Raw genomic sequence first — 25,491 nt, 5'->3', positions numbered from 1 at the left:
GTCACTAGGGTGCTGGGTCAGCCGATCTCGTGCGCCGGTAGCCAGGTCACTCCCCGGGCGGTGAGTGACCCCATCAGTCCGTCGAACTGCTCGGCGGACAGGGTGCGGTGCGGTTTGTGCCAGCCGGGGCCGGTGACCGACCGCCCGGCGAGCAGCCCGGTCGCCCCGGCCAGCGCGAACCCGGTGGTGCGGGCCATCGCGGAGAGGCCGGTCGCCTCGTCCGCGGAGTCCAGGACGGTGCTGCGCAGGCTGGCCGGCGCGCCGGCCAGCCGGCCGTGCGCGGTCACCTCCAGGACCACCAGGTCCCGGTCGCCGGAGCGGGCGCGCACCTGCGGGGCCAGCACCCGTTCGACCACCCGCTTGGGCGGCACCTCGACGCCGTCGACGTCCACGGTGTCCTCGGCCAGCAGCCCGAGCCGGGCCAGGTCGGAGACGGCCTGGGCGAAGCCGGGCCAGCGCAGGGTCTTCTGGGTGCAGTCGGCCCCTCGCAGCAGCGGGTGCTCGCCGAGCCAGGGGGCCATGCCGTCGTGGTAGGCCTCCAGCCGGCCGACGCCGTCGACCTCCCGCGTCTCGACCCCGGAGAAGCGGGCGTGCCGCACCCTGCGGCCACCGCTCAGAGCCAGTGCCTCGCGCTGGGCGATCGGCAGGTGGTGGTCGTTCTCGCCGCCGAAGAAGGCGGTGTAGCCGAGCGGTTCGCGCGGCTGCTCGGGCACGCCGCCGCAGCAGATCTCCAGCGTCTCGACCTGGTCCAGGCGCTGGGCCACGTGCACCGCGAGCAGCTCGGTGAGGCCCGGTTCGAGCCCGAGCGGCAGCAGTACGGTGGCGCCGGCCGCCCGGAACCAGGCGTCGAGGCCGGGGAGTTCCTCGGTCGGCGGCCGGGTGATGCTGGCCACCGGCACCCTCGGGTCGGTGCGCACCACGGTGCGGATCACCGCCCGGGTCGCCGCCCACGGCAGGGCCGTGGCGACGGCGTCCCGCCCGGCGAGCGCGTCGGCCGCATCGGTCTCGACCCGGACCGGGCAGTCGCCGAACCCGGCCAGCCAGCGGGCCAGTTCCTCGGCCCGCTCGCGGTCCCGGTCGACCAGCGTCAGCTCGGTGGTGTCCGGGCCGGTCGCCAGCGCGTACGCGGCGGCCCGGCCCATCTGCCCGCAACCCACCAGCGCCGCCCTCACGAGCGCCGCCCCCGCGCCACGACGCGCACTGGGGTCGCCACGGCGTCTACTCGCCGTCGGCCGCGGTCACCCGGGCCACCGCCTCGGCGGGCACCCGGCCCAGCAGGTCCTCCAGGCCGGCCCGGGTGACGTGCCGGGCGAGCACCGCGGCGACCCGCTGCTGGCCGAAGTTCTCCGGCGGCAGGGCGACTTCGGTGCCGGCCGGGACCTCGTAGAAGACGTGGTCGAAGCCCGCCTGCTCGCAGATCGCCTGCAGGCCGCCGACCTCCTCGAAGCGGCCGGCCCGCTCGGCGAGCACGAACCGCAGGCCCGCGTTGAGCTGCCGGTCGTGCTCCAGCCGCAGCGGGTCGCCGGTGGCGACCCGGATGACGTTCTCGAAGTAGTCGACGCCGGTGGCCGCCGGCACCAGGTGCGAGCCGATGTAGTCACCGGCCGGGCGGGCGGCGATCTCGATGAACCGCAGGCCGCGCTCGCTCCACTTGGCCTCCAGGTGGAAGGCGCAGTGGTCGAAGCCCAGGCCGGCCACGATGTCCTTGGTGGTCGCGGTGATCTCCGCCCAGGCGTCGGCGGGCAGCGCGCTGGGGACCTTGTGGCACAGTTCCAGGTGGTACGGGACGCTGGTCACCTTGTCGGTGACGGTGACGACGTGCACCTCGCCGTCCGAGACGAAGCCCTCGACGCTCAGCTCGTCGCCCTCCAGGAACTCCTCGACGATGAACTCCGCGCCGAACTGGCGGAACACCGGGTCGAAGTCCGGCCGGGCGATGCCGGCCAGGCGGGCCATGGCCGGTTCGAGGTCCGCCTGCTCGCGCAGCTCGAAGATGCCCTTGGAGCCGGAGGCCCCGGTGGGCTTGACGACGGCCGGCAGCCCGACCTCGTCCAGCGCGGTGCGCAGCTCGTCCAGGCCGGTGACCCGGGCGAAGCGCGGGAGCACGCCGCCGAGGTGGCGCAGCGCCTCCTTCATCGCGTACTTGTTGCGGGCCCGGAGCGCGGCCGTCTCGGACATGCCGCGCAGGCCGAGGTCGGCGGCGATCGCCGAGACCAGCTGGACGTCGACCTCGGTGAAGTTGGCGACGCCGGCCAGGTCGTAGCTCTTGGCGAGCTCCCGGGCGGCCGTCAGCGAGGCCTCCCGGTCGTAGGTGTCGACCTGGCGGAATTCGTCCACGAGCGGCTTCGCGAATTCCGGGACGGAACGGCCGAGGAGCACCACACCATATCCGAGACGACGGGCCGCGAGAAGGGACTCGAGACCCTCTCGCTGAATCCTCCGCAGGTTCACGAAAAGAACATGGCGCTTCGCCACAGGACCCTCCACTTTGCCTTGCCGGATGAGAAAGCCGAGCAGATCCAACGATGACCAGAGAGGCCTTCGATTGCCTCTCCGGCCTGACCGGTGGTCAAACCTGTCCGGTTACGGGGAATGTGCGCAAGTTCCGCACGGTAAACCGGTCACGCTCACAGGAAGTTCCGCGCACGACGCCGCGGGCCGCGTCGGAGTGGCACGCGACCGATTGCGGAGAGGAGCACGGAAGAATTGACGGGAATCCCGAGTCGGCGGCATGGGTACCGCCGCGCAACCCCCGGCCCCGGACCGGGTTTCAGGATTCTCCAGTAACACGGGCACCGTCGACAACGCCGCCCTCGGGTTCACCACCAGCATGATTTGCCCACTGAGACATGTCAACCGGTCGCTTCAGGTCAGCGCCGAAGCTCCGACGATCATCGGTCACTTCCCGGGCGACACCCGTCGACACCTGCCGTTCCACCGTCAAGGGCCATCTGTTGCACGCGAGTTAGCGCTTTCTCCGATCCCGGGTGGAACGCCCCCCGGCCCCGGCGTCCGGGTGCCCGGTGCCCTGGTCCGGCCCACCTTTCGAGCCCGCTTGGCCGAAATCCTTCCCTCCGGTAGAAACTTGTCCGGACCTCGGGCGGGGCCGGTCGGCCTCTGGCAGGATGATCAGTCCGACCGGGGCGGCCCCGGGTGGCATCCCGTTCCGGCCGTCCGCCTCTTCGACGTCACCGAACCCGCCTGTGGCGCAAGCGACTTGAGTCGCGCCCGGGCGGTGCGCCCGCCGGCCCCGCCCGGGCACTCCGGCCCCCGGTCCCCGTTCCCGACCCGGCCCCCCTGACTGCCGAGGAGAACGCATGGCAGACCACGCCCGAAGCGCGCCGTACGGCACCTGGCCCTCCCCCGTCACCCCCGCCGACGTGGTGCGCGGCGGGGTCCTCGTCGAGTGGGTCGGCTTCCTGGGAGCCGACCCCTGCTGGACGGAGGTGCTCCCGGAGGACGGCGGGCGCAACGCCCTGATGCGGCGCGGCCCGGACGGCGCCGTCGTCCAGGTGCTGCCGCCCGGCTGGGACGTGCGCAGCGGCGTCATCGAGTACGGCGGGCGGCCGTGGACGGCGGTGTCGGACCGGGCCGAGCACGGGGTGGTCTTCAGCCACCGCGGCGACCAGCGGCTCTACCGGTGGTCCCCCGGGCGGGAGCCCGTCCCGCTGAGCCCCGTCCCGCCGCCCGGCACCCAACTGCGCTACTGCGACTTCACGGTGCGCGGCAACAAGGTGTGGACGCTGCGCGAGACCGTCCTGAACGAGGCCGGCACCGAAGCCGAACGCCACCTGGTGGCCCTGCCGCTGGACGGCGGCGCGGCCGAGGACCCGAAGGCCGTGCGCGAACTGGCCGCCAGCCACGCCTTCCTGACGGGGCCTCGGCTGTCGCCCGACGGCCGCCGGGTGTGCTGGCTGGGCTGGGACCACCCGAACATGCCCTGGGACGGCACCGAGCTGATGACCGCCGACATCGGCCCGGACGGCACGCTCGGCGAGCCGCTGCGGCTGCTGGGCGGCGACCGCGAGGCCGTGGTGCAGGCCGACTGGGCGGCCGACGGCTCCGACCGGCTCTACGCGGTCGCCGACCCCGGTGGCTGGTGGAACGTCCACGAGCTGGGCCCGGACGGCGCCGTCCGCGCACTCCACCCGGCCGAGGAGGAGTTCGGCGAGGCCCCGTGGCGGATCGGCCTGCGCTGGCTGCTGCCGCTGCGCGACGGCACCCTCGCCACCGTCCACGGCACCGGCCGGCGCCGGCTCGGCCTGCTCGGCCCGGACGGCGGACTGACCGACCTCGACCTCCCGTACACCGAGTGGTCCTCGGTGGCCACCGACGGCCGGCGGATCGCGGCCGTGGTCGCCGGCCCGGAGCACCGCCGCACCGTGGTGCTGGTCGACCCGGCCCACGGCACCGCCGAGGTGGTCCGGGCGCCGCTGCGGGCCCACGAGGAGTACGCCTCCCGCCCGGTGGTGCGGACCTTCCAGGGCCCGGACTCCCCGGTGCACGCCTACGTCCACCCGCCGTACCACCCGGAGTTCGAGGGGCCGGCCGGCGAGCTGCCGCCGTACCTGGTCTTCGTCCACGGCGGGCCCAACAGCCGCAGCCAGCCGGTGCGCAACCAGGAGATCAGCTACTTCACCAGCCGGGGCATCGGCGTGGTGGACGTCCAGTACGGCGGTTCCAGCGGCTTCGGCCGGGCCTACCGGGAGCGGCTGCGCGGCCGCTGGGGGCAGGTGGACGTGCGGGACTGCGCGACGGTGGTGCGCGCCCTGGTCGCCGAGGGCCTGGCCGACCCGGCCCGGATCGCCATCCGCGGCGGCAGCGCCGGCGGCTGGACGGCGATCCTGTCCGCGCTCGCCGAGCCGGAGCTGTACCGGGCGGCCGGCCTCTACTTCCCGGTGCTCGACCCGGTGACCTGGCGGGCCGGCGGCACCCACGACTTCGAGTCCCGGTACGCGGACGCCCTGATCGGCCCGTGGCCGCAGCAGCGCGCCGCGTACGAGGAGCGCTCGCCGGTACGGCTGGCGGACGGCCTGGATGTCCCGGTGGTGCTGTTCCAGGGCGAGTTGGACACCATCTGCCCGCCCGCCCAGGCGGAGCGGCTGGTGGAGCGGCTGGTCCGGGCCGGCATCCCGCACACCTACCTGCTGTTCCCCGGGGAGCGCCACGGGTTCCGCCGCCGGGACACCGTGGTGCGCTGCCTGGAGGCCGAACTGGAGCTGTACGGGCGGGCGCTGGGCTTCGCCCCGGCGTGAGCCGGGCGGGCACGCGGCTGAGCCCGCGGACCCCGGGCGGGGTCCGCGGGCTCAGCCGCAGCCGTGCTCCGGAACGTCAGACCGTGTCCAGCAGCCGGCCGGCCCGGTCGAGGGTCTCGCGGAAGTTCTCCTCGGTGGTCCGCTCGCGGGCCTGGGCCACCGTCAGCCACTCCAGCGGCGACTCCGGGTTCTCCGGCCGCGCGTCCTGCGGCCTGCCGGTGGCCAGCAGGAAGCGCAGGTCCGCGTGCTCGTGCGCGGGCTCGCGCGACGAGGCCGGCACCGGCACCACGGTGAGGTGCACCAGCGCGGCGTCCGGCCACGGCACCAGATCGGTCAGGTGGGTCTCCTCCAGCCCCTCCCGCAGCGCGATCTCCAGCGGCAGCGTCTCGCCCGGGTCGCCGTGCCCGCCGACCTGCAGCCAGGCCTGCTGGCGGACGTGCCAGCGCAGCAGCACCCGCTTGGTCTCCGGGTGGACGATCAGGGCGGAGGCCGTGAAGTGCAGCGGGGTCGCGCGGTCCCAGGCGTCGGGCTTGCCGACCAGGCCCAGCAGCCGCTCGTGGTCCGCCGTCTCGGCCGCGCCCTGGGGCCGGTACCGGCCCAGCAGCTCGGCCAGGCCGGGGGTCTGCGTCCCGCTCGTCATCCTCAGCACTCCTCGTTCCGTGTCGTTCCGTCTCGCACCGTCCCGCACCGTCCCAGCCGGTCCCGGACCGCCGGGTCCGCTCCATCGGCGGTGCCCCGCAGGGCCGTTGGACCCGTCCGTGTCCCGCGTGGGGCGAACGGGCCCACCCTACCCGGTGATCGCGCGGCGGCGGTCGGTGAGCACCGCGGGCCGGGCGGCCCGGGGGGTGTTGCGGCTGGCCAGGAAGCGCACCTCGCCGGCCGTCACGACCGCCGAGATGCCGGGCATGTCGCCGATCGCCAGGGCGTCCAGGGCGGTGCCCGCCGCCGAGCCGCGCGGCGCGTCGAGGAGGACGAGGTCGGCCTCGTCGCCCACCCGCAGCCGTCCGGCGGGCAGGCCCCAGACGTCGGCGACGTTGCCGGTGGCGAGCGCCCAGACCCGGGCCGGCTCCACCGGGCCCAGCGCGGACAGCTCCACCACCGTCTTCAGCACCGCCAGCGGGATCACCCCGAAGCCCGACGGGGTGTCCGAGCCCAGCACGATCCGCTCCAGCGCGCCCTCCTCGACGGCCCGCCGCACGATCCGCAGGCCCGCCCGCAGGTTTCCGGCCTGGACGATCTGCAGCGCCATCCGGCTCTCGGCCAGCAGCCGGTCCACGGCGGCGTCGGGCAGCGCGGTGGGGCCGCCGTTGGCGTGCCCGCAGACGTCCGGGTCGAGCGCCAGCAGGTCGTCCGCGCCGAGCGAGGCGGAGCCGGCCGCGCTGGCGCCCCCGGCGTGGCACATCACCGTCAGGCCGTGCGCCTTGGCCCAGCGGATCTGCTCGACGCCGTCCACGGCCTTCTCGTACGCGCCGAAGCCGAACTTGGCCAGCCACACCCCGCAGCTCGCCAGCTCCGCGAAGTCGGCCTCGTCCAGGGTGGGTTCGAGCAGCACGTTGCCGGCGTGCACCCGCATCCCGCCGGGCCGGAAGTTGTCGTAGGACGCCCGGGCGGCGACCGCGAGCGCCTTGACCCCGGCCCGGTCGCGCGGGCGGCCGGGGACGTGCACCTCCCCGGCCGAGATGGTCCGGGTGATGCCGCCGTGGACGTACCCCTCCAGGTAGTCCACGGCCTTCTGCCGGGGCGAGTAGTCGCCGAAGGCGACGTGCCCGTGCGAGTCGATCAGGCCGGGCGCCACGGTGGCCCCGGCCGCGTCCAGGACCAGCTCGGCGGCCGCCAGTTCAGCCGCCAGGTCGGCGGCCCGGCCCACCGCCGTGATGAGGCCGTCCACGCACAGAACGGTGTCCGCGCCGTCGACCAGCGGAGCGGTGAGATCACCGGAGACCACGCATCCGGCCCCCGTGACTGCCAATGTGCCCACGTCCTCGTCCTCTCCTCGTCCTGTCTCACACCGCGGCGAAGCGCTCGGGCCGGAACGCCGCCGCCAGTTCGGACGGCTCGCCCAGCACCTCCCGCGCGACGATCTCCCCGAGCACCGGCGCCAGGGTGAGACCGCTGTGGGTCACGACCACGTACAGCGAAGCGGCCCCGGGCACCCAGCCCAGCACGCTCATCCCGTCCACCGGCATCGGACGGACCCCGACGAAGGCGTCCTCCACCGTGACGTCCGCCCCGGCGGTGCCGGGCAGCACCTGCGCCAGGCGCGCCAGCACCTTCTCCGCCGCGGCCGGGCCCTGCGCCTCGTCGGTCAGCTCCTCGTCCACGTCGTGGCAGTGCAGCACCAGCCGCCCGCCGCTGTGCGGACGGATGCTCAGGTGCGGCGCGTGCAGCACCCGCTCCACCCGGACGGGCACCGGGGAGGTCCGCACCAGCAGCCCCATCACGGTGGTGCCGGAGTCGTCCCCCGGCTCCACCAGCGGCACGTCGGCGCCCGCCCGGCCGAGCAGTTCCCTGGTGCCGCGCCCGGCGCAGCTCACCACGGCGTCCGCCTCGATCTGCTGCCCGGAGGCCAGCCGGACGCCGCGCACCCGGTCGGCGCCGAGCAGGCCGGTGACGGCGTCCCCGATCCGCAGCCGGACGCCCAGGTTCCGGGCCCGCTCCTGGACGGCCGCGACCAGCCGGTCGCTGACCACGTGGGCGTCGTCCGGGTAGTACCGCAGCGGCCCGTGCAGGCCGTCGAGCGCCAGGCCCGGCTGGAGTTCGCGCCGGGCCCGGTCGGCGTCCAGTTCCTCGACCGGGTAGCCCTTGGCCCGGTAGCCGTCGGCGATGCCGGCCAGCCGCCGGTCCCCCTCCGCGCTGTCGGCCCAGTGCAGGTTGCCGCGCCGGAAGAACCAGGGCTCGCCGCCGGTCGCGGCGGCCAGCCGCTCGTGGGCGCGCAGCCCCTCGGCCGAGAGCCGGTAGTAGGGGTCGAACCCGTTGTCCACCGCGTTGACCCAGCCGAAGCCGTGGGCGGAGAGCCCCTCGGCGGGCTCCCGGGCGTCCACCAGGACGACCTCCGCGCCCTGTTCGGCCAGCCGCAGCGCGACACAGCTGCCGATAGATCCGGCTCCGACGACGACGATCCTGGTCACCGCTGCTCCTCCTTGCCGAGCGCCGTCCCGCACAGGTAGCCGCCGACCAGCGCCGGCCCGAGGGTGCCGCCGGAGCCCGGGTAGCCCGGGCCCATCACCGGCGAGGTGACGTTCCCGCAGGCGTACAGCCCGGGCACGGGGGTGTCGTCGTGCCGCAGCACCCGGCCCCGCTCGTCGGTGACCAGGCCGCCCTTGGTGCCGAGCATGCCCGGCTCGACCCGGACGGCGTGGAACGGCGGCTCCACCAGCGGCGCCAGGCAGGGGTTGGGCTCGTGCAGCGGGTCGCCGTAGTAGCGGTCGTGGCTGGTGGTGCCGCGGCCGAAGGCGGTGTCGACGCCCCGGACGGCGTCCGGGTTGAAGACGGCCAGGGTCTCGGTCAGGCCCTGCTCGTCCACCCCGATCAGCCGGGCGAGTCCGGCGGGGGTGTCGGCGCTGGTGTACCAGCCTGGCACCGGGCCGCCCGGCCGCGCGCCGGCGATCGGATAGGTACGGCGGAACGCCTCGTCGAAGACCAGCCAGGCGGGCAGGTTGGGGCGCTCGTGCCGGGTGGGGTCGAAGGCCAGGAAGGCCTTGGTGACGTCGTTGTAGTTGACGGCCTCGTTGACGAAGCGCCGGCCGTGCCGGTTGACCATGATCGAGCCGGGCAGGCAGCGCTCGCCGACCAGGTGCCGGGACATCGGCACCCCGTCGTACTCCTCGCCCTGGCCGGACACCGCCGGCACCCACCAGGCCTGGGACATGGTGCCGAGCGCCGCCCCGAGGGCGGTCGCCATCAGCAGGCCGTCGCCGTCGTTCCACGGCGGGCTGACCGGGCGCGTCCCGGCCAGCCCGAGGTGGGCCCGCTTGAGCCGCTCGTTCCACTCGAAGCCGCCGGTGGCCAGCACCACGCCGGCCCGCGCCCGGTACTCCACCGGGCCGTCGGCGGTCTCGGCCCGGACGCCGACCACCCGGCCGTCCTCGACCAGCAGCCCGGTGGCGCGCACCCCGGTCCGGTAGGTCACCCCGCGGTCGTCGCAGGCCGCCACCAGGCCGGCCACCAGCGCGGCGCCCACCGTGACCACGCCCTCGGCCTTGCGGCGGGCGACCAGCTCGTGGTCGTAGCGCCCGGGGATCTGCCAGCGGTGCCGCTCGTCGTAGGTGACGGCGTCGAAGTGGCTGCCCTTGCGGATCCGCTCCAGCAGACCGGGGCGGTCGGTGGTCGGGAACGGCACGTTGTCGAGGGTGCGGCCGACGTCCCGGGCGCCGGGCCAGTCCGAGTGGTAGTCGGGCCGGTCGATCGGGAACAGCCGGACGGGCGTCTCGGCGTGCAGGTAGTCGACCACCCGCGGCGCCACCTCGACGTACTGTTCGAGCCGCCACCGCTCGGTTTCGCCCTCGGTGACGAGCTCCAGGTAGCGCAGCGCGTCCTCGGCGGAGTCGGGCATGCCGTGCTCGCGCATCACGGAGCTGTCGGGCACCCAGATCATGCCGCCGGACACGGCGGTGGTGCCGCCCAGCACCGGGGTGCGTTCGAGGACCAGCACCCGGTGCCCGGCGTCGGCGGCGCGGCAGGCCGCCAGCAGTCCGGCGCCGCCGGAGCCGATCACCAGGGAGTCGGTTTCAACCTGTCGCACGGCAGTCCAATCCTCGGGAGTCAAGCGGGCTCTGGGTCCAGCGGACCCAGGAGTCGGTACGGCTCAGGAGTCGGTACGGCTCAGGAGTCGGTACGGCTCAGGAACGGGGAAGTCAGAGCAGCGGGGCGGGCCGGTAGCCGGACCACTCGGGGTGCCGGGCGGCCAGCTCCTCGATCCGCGCCACCACGGCCGCGACCTGGTCGGTGGCGGCGCCGGTGAAGCCGATCCGGTCGGCCAGCAGGGCGTCCAACTGGGCGCGGTCCAGCGGCAGTCGGTCGTCCGCGGCGAGCCGGGCCATCAGGTGGTTGTCCACGCCCTCCGAGCGCATGTCCAGGGCCGCGCCGACGGCGTGCTCCTTGATGATCTCGTGCGCGGTCTCCCGGCCGACGCCCGCGCGCACCGCCGCCATCAGGATCTTGGTGGTGCCCAGGAACGGCAGGTAGCGCTCCAGCTCGGCGCCGACCATCGACGGGAAGACGCCGAACTCGTCCAGGACGGTCAGCAGCGTCTCCAGCATCCCGTCGAAGGCGAAGAAGGCGTCCGGCAGCGCGACCCGGCGCACCACCGAGCAGGACACGTCGCCCTCGTTCCACTGGTCGCCGGACAGCTCGCCGGCCATCGACGCGAAGCCGCGCAGCACGATCATCAGGCCGTTGATCCGCTCACAGGAGCGGGAGTTCATCTTGTGCGGCATCGCCGAGGAGCCGACCTGGCCCTCCGCGAAGCCCTCGGTCACCAGCTCGTCGCCGGCCATCAGCCGGATCGACTTGGCCAGCGAGGACGGGCCGGCCGCCAGCTGCACCAGCAGGCTCAGCACCTCGTAGTCGAGCGAGCGCGGGTAGACCTGGCCGACACTGGTGAGCCGGTGCGCGAACCCGAGGTGGCCGGCCACCCGGTCCTCCAGCTCGACCAGCCGGGCGCGGTCCCCGCCGAGCAGGTCCAGCATGTCCTGGGCCGTCCCCATCGGGCCCTTGATGCCGCGCATCGGGTAGCGCTCGATCAGCTCCTCCAGCCGCACCAGGGCGGCCAGCACCTCGTCGGCCACGGTCGCGAAGCGCTTGCCCAGCGTGGTGGCCTGGGCGGCCACGTTGTGCGAGCGGCCGGCCATCACCAGCTCGGCGTGCTCGGCGGCCAGCGCTCCCAGCCGGGTCAGCAGCGCGACGCAGCGGCCACGCACCAGCACCAGGCTCTCCCGGATCTGCAGCTGCTCGACGTTCTCGGTGAGGTCCCGGGAGGTCATCCCCTTGTGGATGTGCTCGTGCCCGGCCAGGGCGTTGAACTCCTCGATCCGGGCCTTCACATCGTGCCGGGTGACCCGCTCGCGCGCCTCGATGGAGGCGTGGTCGATCCGGTCGAGGACCTTCTCGTAGTCGGCCACCACGCCGTCCGGGACGGCTATGCCGAGGTCGCGCTGGGCGCTCAGCACGGCCAGCCACAGCCGGCGCTCCAGCACGATCTTGTGCTCGGCCGACCAGAGTTCGACCAGCTCGGGCGAGGCGTAGCGGGCGGCCAGGACGTCGGGGATGTCGGTCTTCATGGCCCTGCTTTCGGGTGGGGGGTCGTCCGCGCGGTCTTCCGCACGGTGTCGTCCGAGGCGGCGGGGTGCCGGATCGGGAGTGCCGGGTCAGGAGTCCCGGGTCAGGAGACCGCGGTGGTGGTCAGGCCCTGGTTGTTGGCCCGGGTGAACCAGAAGTCCCGGATCAGGCCCCGGTTCTTCAGCTCCCAGGCCCACCGCTCGGCGTCCTGCGGACGCCGGGTGAAGGCGAAGCAGGCCGGCCCGGTGACGCTGAGCGCGATCGCGTCCACCGACGGGGCGGCCCGGCCGGCCTCCAGCACGCTCGCCACCGACTCGCCCTGGAAGGCGATCTGGGCCTGCTTGAAGTGGCCGGTGAAGGTGATCTCGTTGACCGCCGCGCAGAACGCGTCGAAGTCCTGCTCCAGGACGGCCGGGGCGAGCCCCATGAAGACCAGGTGGGAGGTGCGCCAGGACTCCTCGGCCGGGATCGGCGTGACGGAGTGGAACCAGTCCAGCTCCTCCTGGCCGCCCAGGTGGCGTCCGTGGGTGAGCAGCACCAGGATCGGCCAGTTCGGGAAGTCCAGCCGGACCACCGGCTTCGGCGGCGCGACCTGCTGGGCGAAGCGGCTGGGCCGCAGGTACTTCTGCGGCTGCTCGGCGAAGTCCGGCGGGTTGACGTGACCGCCGTCGACCAGGAAGCCGCCGTACGCGGACAGCCCGGTGCTGGCGCCGGAGGTCCGGCCGCGGCCGAGCGCGCGGGCCAGCTCCCGCTGGTCCGGCTCCACCCCGCACAGCCGGCCGTAGGCGTGGCCGACGGCCAGCAGGGTGCTGGTCTTGGAGCCGAAACCGCTGTGCTGGGGCAGCGCTTCGAGGACGTCCACCCGGGCGGCCGGGCCGTCCCACAGCTTGCGCAGGGTCTCCAGGGCGGCGGTCAGTTCGCGCGCCGTCTCCTCGGCGGTGCCGGTCACCGCGACGATCCCGTCCGCGGCCTCCCGCACCTCGGCGGTCAGACCGGGCCGGTCGACGGCCATCGCGGCGATGCCGTTGCGGCGCAGCGAGCTGCCGTCGAGGCTGATCAGGGTGAAGCTCAGCCGGGCCGGAGCGGACACTCGGACGGCACCGCTTCGGTCGGGTCGGTCAAGTGCCATGGTGGGACCTCCGATTGATCGTCGATCACGGTCACGGGCGCGCCGGTCCGCACGCGGAACACGGGGTCCGGGGGTCGCTGGGTTCGGGGGGCTGGTTCCGGGGGCCGGTCGTCGGCGCGTCACGCCCCTGGGCAACCGGCATCGGCTGCGGGGCCCGCGGCGATGCAATCTTGGACCGGTTCCGGACGCACCGTCAATCACCGTATTCCGTCCGACCGCTCCTCACCTGGGGTGTCACATCCGCGATCGCCGATTCGTCTCAGGAGTGGAAGCCGATCATCGCGATCGCAGGTCGCGACCACCGAAACGGAGGCCACCAGTGGCTACGCGGAAGGTCAACGAATCCCTGACCCGGGTCGGACCGGGCACGCCGATGGGCCGGATGCTCCGCGAGTACTGGCTTCCGGTGATGCGCAGCGAGCGGCTGGCCGAACCAGGCGGCGCGCCCGTCCCGGTGGAGCTGCTCGGCGAGAAGTACGTGCTGTTCCGCGGCGCGGACGGCCGGGTCGGCTGCTTCGACGAGGCCTGCCCGCACCGGGGCGCCTCGCTGGCGCTGGCCCGGAACGAGGACTGCGCGCTGCGCTGCGTCTACCACGGCTGGAAGTTCGACGTCTCCGGCACGGTGCTGGACACCCCGTCGGAGCCCGAGGACGGCGGCCGGTTCGCCTCGCGGGTCTCGCTGAAGCACCACCCGGTGGTGGAGGCCGGCGGGGTCATCTGGGTGTGGCTCGGCGGCACCGGCCGGGAGCCCAACGCCTTCCCGGCGTTCCCGTTCACCAAGCTCCCGGCCGAGCAGGTCTTCGCCACCGTCGCCCTGGTGGACTGCAACTGGTTCCAGGGCGTCGAGGCCGACATCGACTCGGCGCACGTCTCCCTGCTGCACGAGACCGAGGCCCGCAACGGCCCGCTGCGCGACCTGCTCGACGACACCGCCCCGCGCGACGAGATCGACGAGCAGCCGTACGGGCTGCGCTACGCCGCGATCCGCTCGCTGTCCTCCGGGGACTCCCTGGTGCGGATCAAGCCCTTCGCCATGCCCTGGTACACCGTGGTGCCCGAACTGCCCACCGGTGACCGGCTCTGGCACGCCTGGGTGCCCGTCAACGACCACCAGACCATCATGTGGTACCTGTGGTGGAACGACGACAAGCCCGTCGACCCGACGTACTTCGCCGAGCAGTTCGGCCTCGACCTCGACCGGCTCAACCCCGACAACATCCGCGAGGGCTACTCCCGCGAGAACCTGTGGGGCCAGGACCGCGCCGCGATGGCCGACGGCCGCAGCTTCTCCGGGATCCGCGGCCTGGTGCTCCAGGACGTCGCCGTGCAGGAGAGCATGGGGCCGATCGTCGACCGGACCATCGAGAACCCGGGCAAGAGCGACCGCGGCATCGTGCGCGCCCGCCGCTACATGCTGGACGCCCTCGACGCCCACGCCAGTGGCGCCACCCCGCCCGGGCTCGGGCCGGACGCCGACTACGGCAAGGCGACCTCCGCCAACATGGTCGTCCCGGACGGCACCGACTGGCGCGGCCTGGTGGGCTGAGCCCGCCTCGCGCCCAGCCCGCTCAGTCCCGCAGCCGCTCAGCCACTCAGTCCCGCAGCCACTGAGCCCCTCAGCCGCTCAGTCCCGCAGCCATTGAGTCACTCAGCCACTCAGCCACTCGGAGGAGGATCTGCCATGGCCCACGTGCTGTCCCTCTCGGGAAGTCCGTCCGCGACGTCCCGCACCACCGCCCTGCTGCGCCACCTCGGCACCCGTCTCACCGCCCACGGCCACCGGGTGACGCCCCTGGAGGTCCGGTCCCTGCCGGCCGAGGCACTGCTCGGCGCCGACCCCCGGCACCCCGCCATCGCGGCGGTGGCCGAACTCTTCGAGGCGGCCGACGGGATCGTGGTCGGCACGCCCGTCTACAAGGCCGCCTACTCCGGTCTGCTGAAGTCCCTGCTCGACCTGCTGCCGCAGTACGCCCTCGCCGGGAAGGTGGTGCTGCCGCTGGCCACCGGCGGCACCACCGCGCACGTGCTGGCGATCGACTACGCGCTGCGCCCGGTGCTCACCTCGATGGGCGCCGCGCAGGTCACCCCCGGCTGGTTCACCCTCGACCGCGAGATCACCGTGCGCGAGGACGGCACGGTGACGGTCGCCGAGCCGGCCGCCGACGCCCTGGCCCAGGTCACCGACCAGTTCTCCGTCGCCCTCGGCGGGCGCGCCGCGCTGTCCGCGGCCTCCGCCTGAGCCCGCCCCTATCTGTTGGAGTACCTGTGAAGCGCTGGTCCACCAAGGACTTGGAAATCCTCCGCCCGCCGGCCGACGGCCGCCCCGGTGACGGCATCCTCACCTTCACCGACCGCTACTCGGTGTACGACTTCGGCGTGATGCCGGACGAGATCCCCGGCAAGGGCATCGCCTCCGCCACCATGGCCGTCCACTCCTTCGGGCTGCTCGAAGCGGCCGGCGTGTCGACCCACTTCGTGGAGCAGGTGGACGAGCGCTCGCTGCGCATCCGGCTGCTGGACATCGACCTCCTGGGCCGCCACGCCGCCACCGGCCCGGCCGGGATGATCCCGCTCCAGGTGGTCTACCGCAACGCGCTGCCGCGCGAGTCCTCCGTTCACCGCCGCACCGCCGCGGGCACCCTGGACCGGGCGCTGGTGCCCCCGTACGGCGCCGACGGTGCGCCGTGGCTGGCCGCCCCGATGGTGGAGTTCACCACCAAGTTCGAGGAGACCGACCGCTTCGTCACCGCCGAGGAGGCCGCCCTGGTCGGCCGGGTCACCCCCGGTGACCTGGCCGGGATCGCCGAACTGACCCGCACCGTCGCCGGGGTCCTGACCGCCCACGCGGACGCGGTCGGGCTGCGGCTCGCGGACGGCAAGGCCGAGTACGGCTTCGACGAGCACCGCCGTCCGCTGCTGATCGACCACGTCGGCACCCCGGACGAGAACCGCTTCTACTTCCACGGGACCCCGGTCTGCAAGGAGTTGCTGCGGCTGCTCCACCCCGGGCTGCGCGACCAGGTGCAGGAGGCCGTGCGCAACGGCACGCCCCGCTCCGAGTGGCCGCCCCCGGAGCCGCTCAGCGACCGGCTGGTGACGGCAACCGCCGAGGTCTACCATGCGCTCACCGCGCTGTGGACGGGCGGCCGCCCGGACACCCCGCAGCCCGAGCGACGGCTGGCCGCGGCGGTCGAGGAGTTCCACTCCTCGCTGCCCGCACCGCAGTTGCTGGAGCGGGTCGGGCTGGTCGGGACTTCGAACAACTAGGGTACGGAACATGAGAGTTGGGGACGTGGCCGAGCCGGGGGACGTGGCCGAGCCGGGTGAGGTGACCGCCGCACTCCGCCGCGCCGGGGTCGAGGCGGACGGCTCCACGCGCCGCCGGGCGGAGTACTCCAGCGACGCCTCGCTCTACCGGATCGTCCCCGCCGCCGTCGCGTTCCCGCGCGGCGCCGACGAGGTGGCGGCGGCGCTGGACGTCTGCCGCTCGCTCGGCGTTCCGCTGACGGCCCGGGGCGCCGGTACGTCGATCGCCGGGAACGCGGTCGGCCCCGGCGTCGTCCTGGACTTCTCCCGCCACCTCAACCGGGTGCACGGGATCGACCCGGAGACCCGAACCGCCGTGGTGGACCCGGGAGTCGTCCTGGACGACCTGCAACGGGCCGCCGCCGCCCACGGCCTGCGCTTCGGCCCCGACCCGTCCACCCACAGCCGCTGCACGATCGGCGGGATGATCGGCAACAACGCCTGCGGCTCCCGGGCGCTCGGCTACGGGCGCACCGCCGACAACGTGGTCGAGCTGGACGTGGTCACCGGCACCGGCGAACGCCTCACCGCCCGCAAGGGCGCGGACCCCTCCGGCTCGCCGACCCTCACCGCGCTCTCCCGCGTGGTGCAGGGCCGGCTGGCCGTCATCCGCACCGAACTCGGCCGGTTCGGGCGGCAGGTGTCCGGCTACTCCCTCGAACACCTGCTGCCGGAACGGGGTTTCGACCTCCCGGCCGCCCTCACCGGCTCCGAGGGCACCCTCGGGGTGCTGCTCGGGGCCCGGCTGCGGCTCACCGCCGTCCCCGCCGCGACCGCGCTGGCGGTGCTGGGCTACCCCGACATGGCCGGCGCCGCCGACGACGTCCCCCGGCTGCTGCCCTGCGAGCCGGTCGCCGTCGAGGGCCTGGACCGGCGCATCGTCGACATCGTCCGCGGTCTGCGCGGCTCCGCCGCCCTGCCGCAACTGCCGCGCGGCGGCGGCTGGTTGCTGGTCGAGGTGGCGGGCGACACCGCGGAGGAGGCCCGCGCGGGCGCGGCCCGGGTGATCGCCGCCGCCGGGGCGCTGGACTCCCGGCTGATCACCGACGCGGCGGAGGCCGCGGCGCTGTGGCGGATCCGCGAGGACGGCGCCGGCCTGGTCGCCCGCACCGGCCGCGCCCACCCCGGCTGGGAGGACGCCGCCGTTCCGCCCGACCGACTCGGCGCCTACCTGCGCGAGTTCGAGGCACTGCTGACCGACCACGGCCTCACCGGCATCCCGTACGGCCACTTCGGCGACGGCTGCGTCCACGTCCGGCTCGACTTCCCGCTCGAACGGCCGGGCGGCCCGGCCGTGTTCCGGGCGTTCCTGGAACAGGCCGCGCAACTGGTCGGCCGGCACGGCGGTTCGATGTCCGGCGAGCACGGCGACGGCCGCGCCCGCGGCGAACTCCTGCCCCACATGTACTCCCCCGCCGCACTGGAGGCCTTCGGCGCGGTCAAGGCCGTCTTCGACCCCGACGGCCTGCTCAACCCCGGCGTCCTGGTGCACCCGGCCCCGCTGGACGCCGACCTCCGCCTCCCCGCCGCCGCCCCGCTGCGCATCGGTCTCGGACTCGCCCACCACCGGGACGACGGCGACTTCACCCGGGCCGTCCACCGCTGCACCGGCGTCGGCAAGTGCCGGGCGAGCAGCCCCGCCCCGGACTCCGTGATGTGCCCGAGCTACCTGGCCACCCGGGACGAGAAGGACTCCACCCGGGGCCGTGCCCGGGTGCTCCAGGAGATGGTCAACGGCACGCTGGTGCAAGGCTGGCAGGCCCCCGAACTCGCCGAGGCGCTGGACCTCTGCCTGGCCTGCAAGGGCTGCTCCTCCGACTGCCCCAGCGGCGTCGACATGGCCTCCTACAAGGCCGAGTACCTCCACCAGCGCTACCGCGGCCGGCTGCGCCCCGCCTCCCACTACTCGCTCGGCCTGCTCCCGTACTGGGCCCGCCTCGCCGCCCTCGCCCCGGGGCTCACCAACCGCGCCCTGGCCGGGCCGCTCGGCCGGCTGGGCCGACGGGCCGCCGGAGTGGACCCGCGCCGGGAGCTGCCGCGGTTCGCCCCGCGCACCTTCCGCCAGTGGTTCGCCGCCCGCCCGCGACCGGCGTCCACCGGCGACCCGGTGCTGCTCTGGGTCGACACCTTCACCAACCACTTCGCCCCGCAGGTCGGCCAGGCCGCCGTACGGGTCCTCGAAGGGGCCGGCTACCAGGTGCGGATCCCGGACCGGCAGCTCTGCTGCGGCCTCACCACCATCAGCACCGGACAGCTGGACCTCGCCCGCCGCACCCTCGGCCGCAGCGTCGCCGCCCTGGCCCCGCACGCCGAGGCGGGCATCCCGGTCGTCGGGCTGGAACCGTCCTGCACCGCGGTCTTCCGCGGCGACGCCGCCGAACTCCTGGGCGCCACACCGGCCGTGGCGGCCGTCGCGCGCGCCACCCGCACCCTGGCCGAGCTGCTCACCGACACCCCCGGCTGGACGCCCCCGCCGCTCACCGGCACCCAGGTCGTCGCCCAGCCGCACTGCCACCACCGCGCCGTCCTGGGCTGGTCCGCCGACCGCGAGCTGCTCACCCGGGCGGGCGCCACCGTTCAGGCGGTCGACGGCTGTTGCGGGCTGGCCGGGAACTTCGGCGCCGAGCGCGGCCACTACGAGACCAGTGTGCGGGTCGCCGAGACCTCCCTGCTGCCCGCCGTCCGCGCCGCCGGGCCGGACACCGACCTGCTCGCCGACGGCTTCTCCTGCCGCACCCAACTCGACCAGCTCGCCCACCGCGAGAGCCTCCACCTCGCCGAACTTCTGGACCGCAGATGACCACCGAGCGCCCCCTGCTGATAGGCACCGTCACCCTCGACTACCTCCACGAGGGCCCGATCGGCCGCGCCCTGCCGCCCGCGGCCCTGCAGTGGGGCGGCGTCATCCACAACGTCGCATGCGCGATGGCCGCCCGCGGCAGCGACCCGCTCTTCCTCACCGCCGAGTACACCGGCGACCTCGCCCCCGCCGTGGACGCGCACCTCGCCGCCCACGGCGTCGAGCGGATCGCCCTGCCCGCCCCGACCCCGCTGCCCCTGTTCGAGGCCCAGCTGGTGGACGGCTCGGTCATCGACATGCACTTCGTCGGCCAAGCGGCGCTCGACCTGCTCACTCCCGAACTGCTGGGCGCCCGGCCCGAGTTGTTCGACCAGGCCTCGGTCATCGTCTCCGGCACCGACAGCCACCCCGCCACCCTGGCCTGGCTGTGCGCCACCGCCCGCGAACGCGGCATCCCGTTCTGGCTGCTCTCCGCCGACCCGACCGAAGTCCACAAGCTCGTCCCCGACGGCGAACAGGCGACCTTCGTCTCGCTCAACGCCCGTGAACTCTCGCTCTGGGCCGGCACCGAGCTGCCCGGCCTGCCCGGCCTGCCCCACGGGTCCGACCTGTCCGACCTGTCCGCGCACGAGGCGATCGCCGCCGCCCGCAAGCTCGTCGACTCCGACGGCCACGTGCTCGTCACCCTCGGCGCCCAGGGCTCCGTCCTCGTCCCCGGGGACGGCGGCGCCCTGCTGCACCAGCCCGCTCCCACCGTCAACGGGCAGCCGCTCACCGTCGGCGCCGGCGACATCCTGTTCGCCTGCCTCCTCGCCGCCCGGCTCGCCCCCACCCCGTGGGCCGAGGCGCTCCGGGAGGCCGCCGCCCTGACCACGGCGTACCTGACCACGCCGACGTACGCCGCGCTGCGGCCGTAGGGCCGGCCCCCAGGGGGGCCGGCGCCCGCCCCGGCGCCCCCGACAAACGGCACTTTGACATTCCGCTTTTAGTCGTACAGTCTTTTCGGCATGTCCGACCGTCACCCGATCCGCTGCGCCGCCATCGAGCTGGCGCTGATCGGCGTGGCCGCGCACTGCGTCGCCGACAACCTCTGTCGCTGAACCCGCCTGTCCCGAAGCGTTGCGGTGATCGCCGCCTCGGGGCGTCGCCCCTTCCCGCGGGCGCGGTGCCGTTCCCCTTTTCCCGAGGCCTCACTGCCGCCCGCCTTCCTCCGTACACCATCGGTAGCGAAAGGCCCCCTTTCCGATGTCTCGAACCACCTTCAGCCCCCGCCGCCTCGCCGCGGCGACCGTCACCGTCGCCCTGGTCGCCGGAGCGGCGGCCTGCGGACCGAAGGCCGACGGCGGTGGGAGCACCGGCAAGGACGCGGCGCCGAAGCCGGGCGGCACCCTCACCGTCCTGAACCAGAACCCCCAGGACCAGTTCGACCCCGCGCGGCTCTACACCTCCGGCGGCGGCAACGTCCCCTCGCTGGTCTTCCGCACCCTCACCACCCGCAACCGGGCCGACGGCGCGGCCGGCACCAAGGTCGTCCCCGACCTCGCCACCGACACCGGCACCTCCTCCGAGGGCGCCACGGTGTGGACGTACCACCTCAAGGACAACCTCAGCTACGAGGACGGCTCGCCGATCACCACCGCCGACATCAAGTACGGCATCGAGCGCTCCTTCGCCCCCGAACTCTCCGGCGGGGCACCCTATCTGAGGGACTGGCTGGTCGGCGCCGCCGACTACCAGGGTCCGTACCAGGGCGGCCGCGGCCTGGACGCCATCGAGACGCCGGACCAGAAGACCATCGTGTTCCACCTGAACAAGCCCGAGGGCGACTTCCCCTACCTGGCCACCCAGACCCAGTTCGCCCCCGTCCCGCAGGCCAAGGACACCGGGACGAAGTACCAGGACCACCCCGTCTCCTCCGGCCCCTACCAGGTGGTCAAGAACGAGAACGACGGCACCCACATCGTCCTCAAGCGCAACCCCCACTGGTCCACGGCGACGGACGACCAGCGCAAGGCGTACCCCGACACCATCGACGTGCAGTCCGGCCTCGACCCGGCGGTGATCAACCAGCGGCTCGCCTCCGGCACCGGCGCCGACGCGGCCGCCGTCACCACCGACACCAACCTCGGCCCCTCCGAACTCGCCCAGGTGAAGGACGACAAGGCGCTCGCCGCCCGGGTCGGCACCGGCCACTTCGGCTACGTCAACTACCTGGCGTTCAACCCCAAGGTCAAGCCCTTCGACAACCCCAAGGTCCGACAGGCGATCGCCTACGCGCTCAACCGCACCTCGGTGGTCAACGCCGCCGGCGGCTCCTCGCTCGCCGAGGCCGCCACCACCTACCTGCCCGCCCAGGAGACCTTCGGGTACACGCCGTACGACCCGTTCCCGGCCGGCGCCACCGGCAACCCGGACAAGGCCAAGGAGCTGCTGAAGGAGGCCGGCTACCCGGACGGCCTGACCATCACGCTCACCCACTCCACCGAGTCCGGCAAGGGCTACGGACCCAACCTGGCCACCGCCGTCCAGGACGGTCTGAAGGCCGCCGGGATCACCGTCCAGCTCGACGCCCTGGACGGCACCCGCTACTCCAAGACCATCCACACCGTCGGCACCGAGCCCGGCCTCTTCCTCTCCGGCTGGGGCGCCGACTGGCCGTCCGGCGGCCCGTTCCTGGCGCCGATCTTCGACGGCCGGCAGATCGTCACCGACGGCTACAACTTCAACTCCGCCCAGCTGGACGACCCTTCGGTGAACGACGAGATCGACCAGATCAACAAGATCACCGACCACGCCGAGGCCGCCAAGCGCTGGGGCGCCCTGGACCAGCGGATCGGCGACCAGGCCCTGACCGTCCCGCTGTTCCACCCGGTCTACAAGCGCCTCGCCGGCAAGGACGTCCGCAACGTCGTGATCAGCGACTGGACCGGCGTGCTGGACATCTCCCAGGTCGCGGTCAAGTAGCGGACGGCGACGGACGGATCGGTCGGACCACCATGGCTCCACAGAAGCCCACCACCGGGGAGGCCCTCACGGCCTCCCCGGCCGCCGGGGGACGGCAGGTGTGGCGGCGGCTGCTCGCGCGGCGCACCGTCCGCGCCGCCGGCCTCGTCATCGTCCTGCTCGCCCTGATCGCGGCGGCGGCACCGCTGCTCAGCGCGCTCGAAGGCCAGGACCCCACCGGCTACCACAACGACCTGCTCGACTCCGCGGCCGGCGGAGTGCCCACCGGCCCGCTCGGCGGGGTCAGCGCCGAGCACTGGCTCGGCGTCGAACCGGGCACCGGGCGGGACGTGTTCGCCCGGCTGGTGCACGGCGCCCGGATCTCGCTGCTGGTCGCCGTCGGCGCCACCCTCGTCCAGGTCACCCTCGGTGTGCTGCTCGGCCTCGCCGCGGGCCTGGGCAGCCGGCTGCTCGACCAACTGATCGGCAACACCACCGAGGTGATGCTCGCCCTGCCCTCGCTGGTCTTCGCCATCTCGCTGATGGCGATCGTGCCCTCCGACTTCCCCCGCCCGCTGCTGCTGACCCTGGTCATCGGGCTGCTGGGCTGGGCCGGCACCTCCCGGCTGGTCCGGGCCCAGACGCTCAGCCTCCGCCAACTCGACTACGTGGCCGCGGCCCGGCTGGCCGGCGCCTCCCGGTGGCGGATCGCCCGCCGGGAACTGCTGCCCTCGCTGGCCGCGCCGGTCATCACCTACGCGGCGGTGCTGCTGCCCGCCAACGTGGTCTCCGAGGCCGGGCTGTCCTTCCTCGGCGTGGGCGTCAAGCCGCCCACCTCCTCGTGGGGGCAGATGCTCTCCGGCGCGACCACCTGGTTCCGGGCGGACCCGATGTACGTCCTGCTGCCGTCCGCGCTGCTGTTCGTCACCGTGCTCGCCTTCACCGTGCTCGGCGACGCCGTCCGCACCGAGCTCGACCCGCGCGCGGCCTCCCGGCTGCGGGTCGGGACGCGGAGCGGGACCACGTCGGGCGCCGACCCGTCGGGCGCCGCCACCGAGGAGGCCACCGCATGACCCGCTTCCTGCTCCGCAAGGCCGTCGGCATGCTCGGCGTGCTGCTCGCGCTCTCCCTGGTCGTCTACGCGGTGTTCTACCTCGCCCCCGGCGACCCCGCCCAGCTCGCCTGCGGCGAGAAGTGCAGCCCCGCCCAGGTCCTCCAGGTGCGCGAACGGCTGGGCCTCGACGCGCCGGTGTACCTGCAGTACGCCCACTTCCTCCAGGGGATCGTCGCCGGACGCGACTTCAGCGCCGGGACCGGCCTGCTGCACTGCCCCGCGCCCTGCCTGGGCGTCTCCTACCGCAGCGGCGAACAGGTCACCGACATGATCACCGCCCGGCTCCCGGTGACGGCCTCGCTGGCGTTCGGCGCCATGGTGCTCTGGCTGGCCCTCGGGGTCGGTGCCGGGCTGCTCTCCGCGCTGCGCCGGGGCCGGCTGAGCGAGCGGCTGCTGACCGCGCTGACCCTGGCCGGCACCGCCGTCCCGGTGTTCGTCATCGGCCTGGTGCTGCTGATCGTCCTGTGCGCCCAGCTCCAGTGGCTGCCCTTCCCCAGCTACGTGCCGCTGACCGAGGACCCGCAGCAGTGGTTCTGGGGCCTGCTGCTGCCCTGGGTCTCGCTCGCCCTGATCGAGTCCGCCAAGTACGCCCGGCTGACCCGCTCGTCCATGCTGGAGACCCTCGCCGACGACCACATCCGGACCTTCCGGGCGTACGGCGTCAGCGAACGGCGGCTGGTGACCCGGCACGCGCTGCGCGGCGCGCTCACCCCGGTGATCGCGCTCACCGCGCTGGACCTCGGGACGATGTTCGGCTCCGCCGTGCTGACCGAGACGCTCTTCGGCCTCCCCGGGCTCGGCAAGCTGCTGGTCAGCTCGGTGGGCCTGATCGACCTGCCCACCGTGGTCGGCCTGACCCTGGTCACCGGGTTCTGCGTCGTGCTCGCCAATGTCGTCGCGGACGTGCTCTACGCGGTGACCGACCGAAGGGTGGTCCTCGCATGAGCCCCGAACCGCTGGTGGACGTCCGGGACCTGGTCGTGGACTTCCCCGTCGGCGACGGCCACGTCCGCGCCGTCGACGGCGTCGGCTTCACCCTGGAGCCCGGGCAGGCGCTCGGCATCGTCGGCGAGTCCGGCTCCGGCAAGAGCACCATCGCCTACGGGCTGCTCGGCCTGCACCGCGGGACGGGCGCCCGGATCGGCGGCTCGGTGCGGGTCGCCGGGGTCGACGCGGTCACCGCCGAAGGCGACGAACTCCGCCGGCTGCGGGGCGGACTGGCGGCCATGGTGTTCCAGGACCCGCTCTCCGCCCTCGACCCCTACTACGCGGTCGGGGACCAGATCGCCGAGGTCGTCCGGGTCCACCGGCCCGTCTCCCGCCGCGAGGCCCGGGCCCGGGCCGTCGAGGTGCTCGACCGGGTCGGCATCGCCGACGCGGCGCGGCGCTGCCGCTCCCGGCCGCACGAGTTCAGCGGCGGGATGCGCCAGCGGGTGCTGATCGCGATGACCCTGGCCTGCGAGCCGCGGCTGCTGGTCGCCGACGAGCCGACCACCGCCCTGGACGTCACCGTCCAGGCCCAGATCCTCGACCTGCTGCACGAGTTGCGCACCGAGACCGGGGCCGGGCTGGTCCTGGTCACCCACGACCTGGGGGTGGTCGCCGGGAGCGTGGACCGGGTGCTGGTGATGAAGGACGGCCGGGCGGTGGAACACGGGCCGGTCGCCGAGGTACTGGGCGCGCCGCGCGAGCCGTACACCCGGGCCCTACTGTCGGCGGTGCCCCGGGTCGACGCCCCGGCTGTTCCGGCTGTTCCGGCTGTTCTGGCTGTTCCGGCCGCCCCGGGCGGACCTGCCGGGCCTGCCCGGCCCGCCGAGGGCGAGGTGCTGCTCGAAGCCGTCGACCTGCGCCGGGAGTTCACCACCCGCGGCTCCCTCGCCCGGCGCGCCGCCCCGGTGGCCGCCGTGGACGGCGTCTCGCTCACCGTCCGGGCCGGCGAGACCCTGGGCGTGGTCGGCGAGTCCGGCTCCGGGAAGACCACCCTCGGGCGGATGCTCGTCCGGCTGCTGGACCCGACGAGCGGCCGGCTCCACTACCGCGGCCGCGACATCGGGGCGCTCGGGGACAAGGAGCTGCGCCCGCTGCGGCAGGAGCTGCAGATGGTCTTCCAGGACCCGGTCTCCTCGCTCAACCCGCGCCGCTCCATCGGGGAGTCCGTCGCCGACCCGCTGCGGATCGCCGGCCGGACCGACGAGCGCCGGATCCGCTCCCGGGTCGGCGAGTTGCTCGAACGCGTCGGGCTCGACCCCGACTGGTACCACCGCTACCCGCACGAGTTCTCCGGCGGGCAACGCCAGCGGGTCGGCATCGCCCGGGCCCTGGCACCCGGGCCGCGGCTGATCGTCTGCGACGAACCGGTGTCCGCGCTGGACGTCACCACCCAGGCCCAGGTGGTCGAGCTGCTCGGCGAACTGCAGCGCGACCTGGGCCTGGCGCTGGTCTTCATCGCCCATGACCTCGCCGTGGTCCGGCAGGTGAGCGACCGGGTCGCGGTGATGCGGGCCGGGCGGATCGTCGAACAGGGCGAGGCCGACGCGGTCTACGACGCGCCCCAGCACCCGTACACCAAGGGCCTGCTGGCCGCAGTCCCGGTGCTGGACCCGGCCGAGGCGAGCGCCCGGCGCCACGCCCGGCTGGCCTCCGTCGGGGCCTGACCGGTCCCCCGCAC

The 25,491-nt window shown here is 74.1% G+C and carries 19 protein-coding genes; 11 read left to right on the top strand and 8 right to left on the bottom strand.

Going from position 1 to position 25,491, the window contains the following annotated elements:
• Nucleotides 1-17: 17 nt before the first annotated feature.
• Together ACZ3YL_RS24710 and ACZ3YL_RS24705 are read right to left on the bottom strand one after the other, a co-directional pair.
• Entirely contained in the window at nucleotides 18-1,172 is a 1,155-nt protein-coding gene (locus tag ACZ3YL_RS24710; RefSeq protein ID WP_465659877.1) for a saccharopine dehydrogenase family protein, read from the bottom strand.
• Between the two features lie 46 nt (nucleotides 1,173-1,218).
• Nucleotides 1,219-2,451, bottom strand: coding sequence for an ATP-grasp domain-containing protein (locus tag ACZ3YL_RS24705; RefSeq protein ID WP_465659876.1), 1,233 nt, complete (start codon nucleotides 2,449-2,451; stop codon nucleotides 1,219-1,221).
• An 866-nt stretch (nucleotides 2,452-3,317) separates the two neighbouring features.
• Here ACZ3YL_RS24705 and ACZ3YL_RS24700 point away from each other — a divergent pair.
• Nucleotides 3,318-5,255 carry a S9 family peptidase gene (locus ACZ3YL_RS24700; protein WP_465659875.1) on the top strand — a complete coding sequence of 646 codons (1,938 nt, stop codon included), beginning with the start codon at nucleotides 3,318-3,320 and terminating at the stop codon, nucleotides 5,253-5,255.
• Nucleotides 5,256-5,331: 76 nt separating this feature from the next.
• Here ACZ3YL_RS24700 and ACZ3YL_RS24695 read toward each other — a convergent pair whose 3' ends face one another.
• The 6 genes from ACZ3YL_RS24695 to ACZ3YL_RS24670 all read right to left on the bottom strand — a co-directional run bounded on the left by ACZ3YL_RS24695 (nucleotide 5,332) and on the right by ACZ3YL_RS24670 (nucleotide 12,660).
• Nucleotides 5,332-5,895 carry an NUDIX hydrolase gene (locus tag ACZ3YL_RS24695; protein ID WP_188307631.1) on the bottom strand — a complete coding sequence of 188 codons (564 nt, stop codon included), beginning with the start codon at nucleotides 5,893-5,895 and terminating at the stop codon, nucleotides 5,332-5,334.
• Between the two features lie 147 nt (nucleotides 5,896-6,042).
• Nucleotides 6,043-7,233, bottom strand: coding sequence for an amidohydrolase family protein (locus ACZ3YL_RS24690; RefSeq protein WP_188307632.1), 1,191 nt, complete (start codon nucleotides 7,231-7,233; stop codon nucleotides 6,043-6,045).
• 25 nt (nucleotides 7,234-7,258) lie between these two features.
• A complete protein-coding gene (locus ACZ3YL_RS24685; protein ID WP_465659874.1) occupies nucleotides 7,259-8,383 on the bottom strand; it encodes an NAD(P)/FAD-dependent oxidoreductase in 1,125 nt (374 codons plus the stop codon).
• Nucleotides 8,380-9,996 (bottom strand): FAD-dependent oxidoreductase, encoded by a 1,617-nt coding sequence (locus tag ACZ3YL_RS24680; protein ID WP_465659873.1) that lies wholly within the window; start codon nucleotides 9,994-9,996, stop codon nucleotides 8,380-8,382. Before ACZ3YL_RS24680 ends, ACZ3YL_RS24685 begins: the two co-directional genes overlap by 4 nt.
• Before the next feature lie 112 nt (nucleotides 9,997-10,108).
• Nucleotides 10,109-11,533: an adenylosuccinate lyase gene (gene purB, locus ACZ3YL_RS24675; protein WP_188307635.1), complete on the bottom strand. Its 1,425-nt coding sequence runs from the start codon at nucleotides 11,531-11,533 to the stop codon at nucleotides 10,109-10,111.
• Nucleotides 11,534-11,634: 101 nt separating this feature from the next.
• Complete coding sequence (locus ACZ3YL_RS24670) at nucleotides 11,635-12,660, bottom strand: beta-ribofuranosylaminobenzene 5'-phosphate synthase family protein (RefSeq protein ID WP_465659872.1); 1,026 nt, start codon at nucleotides 12,658-12,660, stop codon at nucleotides 11,635-11,637.
• Nucleotides 12,661-12,979: 319 nt separating this feature from the next.
• On the opposite strand from ACZ3YL_RS24670, the gene ACZ3YL_RS24665 reads away from it, so the two are divergent.
• The 10 genes from ACZ3YL_RS24665 (at nucleotide 12,980) to ACZ3YL_RS24620 (ending at nucleotide 25,477) form a co-directional block, all read left to right on the top strand.
• Nucleotides 12,980-14,206: a Rieske 2Fe-2S domain-containing protein gene (locus ACZ3YL_RS24665; RefSeq protein WP_188307637.1), complete on the top strand. Its 1,227-nt coding sequence runs from the start codon at nucleotides 12,980-12,982 to the stop codon at nucleotides 14,204-14,206.
• A gap of 135 nt (nucleotides 14,207-14,341) precedes the next feature.
• Complete coding sequence (gene ssuE, locus ACZ3YL_RS24660; RefSeq protein ID WP_188307638.1) at nucleotides 14,342-14,899, top strand: NADPH-dependent FMN reductase; 558 nt, start codon at nucleotides 14,342-14,344, stop codon at nucleotides 14,897-14,899.
• A gap of 26 nt (nucleotides 14,900-14,925) precedes the next feature.
• Nucleotides 14,926-15,927, top strand: coding sequence for a phosphoribosylaminoimidazolesuccinocarboxamide synthase (locus ACZ3YL_RS24655; RefSeq protein ID WP_188307639.1), 1,002 nt, complete (start codon nucleotides 14,926-14,928; stop codon nucleotides 15,925-15,927).
• A gap of 10 nt (nucleotides 15,928-15,937) precedes the next feature.
• Nucleotides 15,938-18,766, top strand: coding sequence for an FAD-binding and (Fe-S)-binding domain-containing protein (locus tag ACZ3YL_RS24650; protein ID WP_465659871.1), 2,829 nt, complete (start codon nucleotides 15,938-15,940; stop codon nucleotides 18,764-18,766).
• Nucleotides 18,763-19,683, top strand: a complete 921-nt coding sequence (locus tag ACZ3YL_RS24645) for a PfkB family carbohydrate kinase (protein WP_188307641.1) — start codon at nucleotides 18,763-18,765, stop codon at nucleotides 19,681-19,683. The genes ACZ3YL_RS24650 and ACZ3YL_RS24645 overlap by 4 nt, the downstream gene beginning before the upstream one ends.
• 90 nt (nucleotides 19,684-19,773) lie before the next feature.
• A complete protein-coding gene (locus ACZ3YL_RS24640) occupies nucleotides 19,774-19,866 on the top strand; it encodes an Ms4533A family Cys-rich leader peptide (RefSeq protein ID WP_317621300.1) in 93 nt (30 codons plus the stop codon).
• A gap of 145 nt (nucleotides 19,867-20,011) precedes the next feature.
• A complete protein-coding gene (locus tag ACZ3YL_RS24635) occupies nucleotides 20,012-21,730 on the top strand; it encodes an ABC transporter substrate-binding protein (RefSeq protein WP_188307642.1) in 1,719 nt (572 codons plus the stop codon).
• A gap of 32 nt (nucleotides 21,731-21,762) precedes the next feature.
• Nucleotides 21,763-22,782 carry an ABC transporter permease gene (locus ACZ3YL_RS24630; protein ID WP_465659870.1) on the top strand — a complete coding sequence of 340 codons (1,020 nt, stop codon included), beginning with the start codon at nucleotides 21,763-21,765 and terminating at the stop codon, nucleotides 22,780-22,782.
• Nucleotides 22,779-23,768 (top strand): ABC transporter permease, encoded by a 990-nt coding sequence (locus tag ACZ3YL_RS24625; protein WP_465659869.1) that lies wholly within the window; start codon nucleotides 22,779-22,781, stop codon nucleotides 23,766-23,768. Before ACZ3YL_RS24630 ends, ACZ3YL_RS24625 begins: the two co-directional genes overlap by 4 nt.
• Entirely contained in the window at nucleotides 23,765-25,477 is a 1,713-nt protein-coding gene (locus ACZ3YL_RS24620; protein WP_465659868.1) for an ABC transporter ATP-binding protein, read from the top strand. The genes ACZ3YL_RS24625 and ACZ3YL_RS24620 overlap by 4 nt, the downstream gene beginning before the upstream one ends.
• Nucleotides 25,478-25,491: the final 14 nt, after the last annotated feature.

It is taken from the genome of Kitasatospora sp. NPDC023176, from assembly GCF_055560495.1.
The sequence above is the reverse complement of the archived record's forward strand: the minus strand, read 5'-3'. Positions and strand labels throughout refer to the sequence as shown.